Genomic DNA, 2,992 nt, shown 5'->3' with positions numbered 1-2,992 from the left:
AACTGTAACCCATGTATCCGGTTCAAAGTGTTACCCATCTTTCAACTGGACACCGTCATCAACGGTTTCGCCAATCACCAGCGTTGCAGGAAGGTTGCCGAGGTTCCGGCAAGTCCCTTCTCCCGTCCTTTACGGGGAGAAGGTCCCGGCAGGGGGATGAGGGGCAGCGCGAAGCTTGGATCAGAACGACCAGCTTCGCGCCTTGGCGATGATGAAATCGCGGAAGACGTGCAGTTTCGCCTGGTTCTTCATCGCATCGGGATAGGCGAAATAGGTGTCGAAGGACGGCACTTCGGTCTCCGGCAGCAACTGCACCAGGCCTGAATCCTTGCTGACCACATAGTCGGGCAGCATGGCGATGCCGGCGCCACCCTGGACCGCGCGCTTGATCGACAATATGTCGTTGATCTGCAGCGTCGGCACCCTTTGCCCGCCTTCGAAATCGCCGACCGTTTCCAGCCAGTTCAATTCCGACAGATGCGCCGGCACCGGCACGCCGAAGGTGACGATGCGATGGCTCTTCAGCTCGGCGATCGACGCCGGCTTGCCGTATTTGTTGACGTAGGAGGGGGCGGCGTAGAGATGGAAATGCACCGTGAACAGACGGCGCTGGATGAGATCGGGCTGCTGCGGCTGGCGCAGCCGGATCGCGCAGTCCGCCCGCCGCATGGTGAGGTCGAGTTCCTCGTTCGCCAGGATCAGCTGCAGGCTGATCTCGGGATAGAGCTCGATGAATTCCTGCACGCGCTCGGTCAGCCAGCCGGCGCCGAGCCCCACCGTGGTCGTCACCCTGAGTACGCCGGAAGGCCGATCCTTGGCCTCGGTCAGCCGCGACTTGATCGTCTCCAGCTTCATCAGCACGTCATGCGCCGTGCGGAACAGCATCTCACCCTGCTCGGTCAGCACCAGGCCGCGGGCATGGCGATTGAACAGCGGCACGCCGACATCATGTTCGAGCGCGCTGACCTGCCGCGAGATCGCCGATTGCGACAGATGCAGTGTCTCGGCGGCATGGGTGAACGACCCAGCTTCCGCCGCAGCGTGAAACACGCGTAGCTTGTCCCAGTCCAACGCCATGATGCCCCCATTCTGTTTTCTGGCGTCTGAATGAAAAATCAGGCTTTTGCGCGGCTTTTCTCGGCCGCTTGTTTACTCCGCCGCTTCGCGGTGAACTTCGATCCCGGCGAGGTACTTTTCCGCCTCGAGCGCGGCCATGCAGCCGAGCCCCGCCGCCGTCACCGCCTGGCGGTAGATGTCGTCGGTCACGTCGCCGGCGGCGAACACGCCCGGCACGTCGGTGCAGGTCGAATCCGGCGCCGTCCACAGATAGCCGTTCGGCTTCTGCTTCAGCTTGCCGGCGAACAGCTCGACCGCCGGCGCATGGCCGATCGCCACGAACACACCGTCGACCGTCAGATGCATCTCCTGGCCGGTCACCAGATTGCGCAGCTTCAGTCCTTCCACCGACGGCGGCAGCGGCATCTTGCCGGACTGACCGGTGATCTCGTCGACGACGGTGTCCCAGATGACGCGGACATTGTCCTTCTTGAAAAGCCGCTCGCTGAGGATGCGCTCGGCGCGGAAGTCGCTGCGCCGGTGGACGACCGTCACGCTCTTGGCCAGGTTGGAAAGGTAGAGCGCCTCCTCCACCGCCGAATTGCCGCCGCCGATCACCGCGACATCCTTGCCGCGATAGAAGAAGCCGTCGCAGGTGGCGCAGGCCGATACGCCGAAGCCCATGAAGGTCTGCTCGCTCGGGATGCCCAGCCATTTCGCCTGCGCACCGGTGGCGATTATCAACGCATCGGCGGTATAGGTGGCGCCGGAATCGCCCTTGGCACGGAACGGCCGCACGTTGAGGTCGACCTCGGTGATGATGTCGTTGATGACGTCGGTGCCGACATGCTCGGCCTGTTTCAGCATTTGCTCCATCAGCCACGGACCCTGGATCGGATCGGCGAAGCCGGGATAGTTTTCGACATCGGTGGTGATCATCAACTGGCCGCCCTGCTGCAGGCCGGCGACCAGCATCGGCTTCAGCATGGCGCGAGCGGCGTAAATTGCCGCCGTATAGCCGGCGGGACCGGAGCCGATGATGAGAACGGGTGCGTGCTTGGACGTCATGTCAGGGCTTTCACAACAACCGGACGCGAATGAAGCGTCCGGCACAGGGATCGATTTCGGCCCTAATCTAGGTGTTGCAGGCGACGCCAGCAAGACGACCCGGCCTTCGTCCCCGGAAAGCTTCCCCGCAAAGAGACGATCCATGAACATCTTGCGCGGGCGACTGTCCCAAAATCAGCGACTGAAGGGATGGAATGGACACCAAAGTCGTTTACAAAATCACGAAAGATTCTTGCGTGAAGCGCCGAAGGTATCCATGCCGCTCAAAGCCGATCTCGATGCCATCGACTGGAAGATTCTGCGCGAGCTTCAGCACGACGGGCGCATGACCAATGTCGAATTGTCCGGCCGCGTCGGCATTTCGGCGCCGCCATGCCTGCGTCGCGTCAGGCGGCTGGAAGAGACCGGCATCATCCGCGGCTATCGCGCCTTGCTCAATGCGCCGGCGCTCGGCCTGGACGTCGTCGCCTTTTGCCTCATCGGCCTGCATCACCAGGCCGATGCGGAGCTGAAAAGCTTCGCCGAACGCACCCGCGGCTGGCCGATCGTTCGCGACGCCTGGATGGTGTCGGGCGAATCCGACTTTTTGCTGCATTGCGTGGCGAGCGACCTCGGCGCCTTTCAGACCTTCGTCATCGAGGAACTGGCCTCGGCGCCGAATGTCGACACGGTGCGGACGGCACTGACCATCCGTCGCGTCAAGGACGAGGGCCTGGTGGCCTTCCCGGCTTGAACTGGGGTGGCAGGGCAATCGCCGATCTCGGCGCCACCCCTCATCCGCCTGCCGGCACCTTCTCCCCGTATAGTGACGGGGAGAAGGGGACTGCCGCAGCCTCGACGCCAATTTTGCAGCGTTGCTGATTGGCGA

3 protein-coding genes are annotated in these 2,992 nt (G+C 62.8%); 1 reads left to right on the top strand and 2 read right to left on the bottom strand.

What is annotated here, in order from left to right; genetic code table 11:
• Window positions 1-180: 180 nt before the first annotated feature.
• Window positions 181-1,077 carry a LysR family transcriptional regulator gene (locus tag AC0L28_RS34505; protein ID WP_023799796.1) on the bottom strand — a complete coding sequence of 299 codons (897 nt, stop codon included), beginning with the start codon at window positions 1,075-1,077 and terminating at the stop codon, window positions 181-183.
• A gap of 72 nt (window positions 1,078-1,149) precedes the next feature.
• Complete coding sequence (trxB, locus tag AC0L28_RS34500; protein ID WP_023799797.1) at window positions 1,150-2,124, bottom strand: thioredoxin-disulfide reductase; 975 nt, start codon at window positions 2,122-2,124, stop codon at window positions 1,150-1,152.
• 256 nt (window positions 2,125-2,380) lie between these two features.
• Between trxB and AC0L28_RS34495 the strand changes: the two genes are divergently transcribed.
• Complete coding sequence (locus tag AC0L28_RS34495) at window positions 2,381-2,857, top strand: Lrp/AsnC family transcriptional regulator (RefSeq protein WP_128169580.1); 477 nt, start codon at window positions 2,381-2,383, stop codon at window positions 2,855-2,857.
• Window positions 2,858-2,992: the final 135 nt, after the last annotated feature.

The organism is Mesorhizobium sp. WSM4847 (assembly GCF_055811335.1).
The sequence above is the reverse complement of the archived record's forward strand: the minus strand, read 5'-3'. Positions and strand labels throughout refer to the sequence as shown.

Bases quoted from the DNA above. Each gene is read 5' to 3' on its own strand.
- AC0L28_RS34505 (WP_023799796.1), bottom strand. From the start codon at position 1,077: ATGGCGTTGGACTGGGACAAGCTACGCGTGTTTCACGCTGCGGCGGAA.
- trxB (WP_023799797.1), bottom strand. From the start codon at position 2,124: ATGACGTCCAAGCACGCACCCGTTCTCATCATCGGCTCCGGTCCCGCC.
- AC0L28_RS34495 (WP_128169580.1), top strand. From the start codon at position 2,381: ATGCCGCTCAAAGCCGATCTCGATGCCATCGACTGGAAGATTCTGCGC.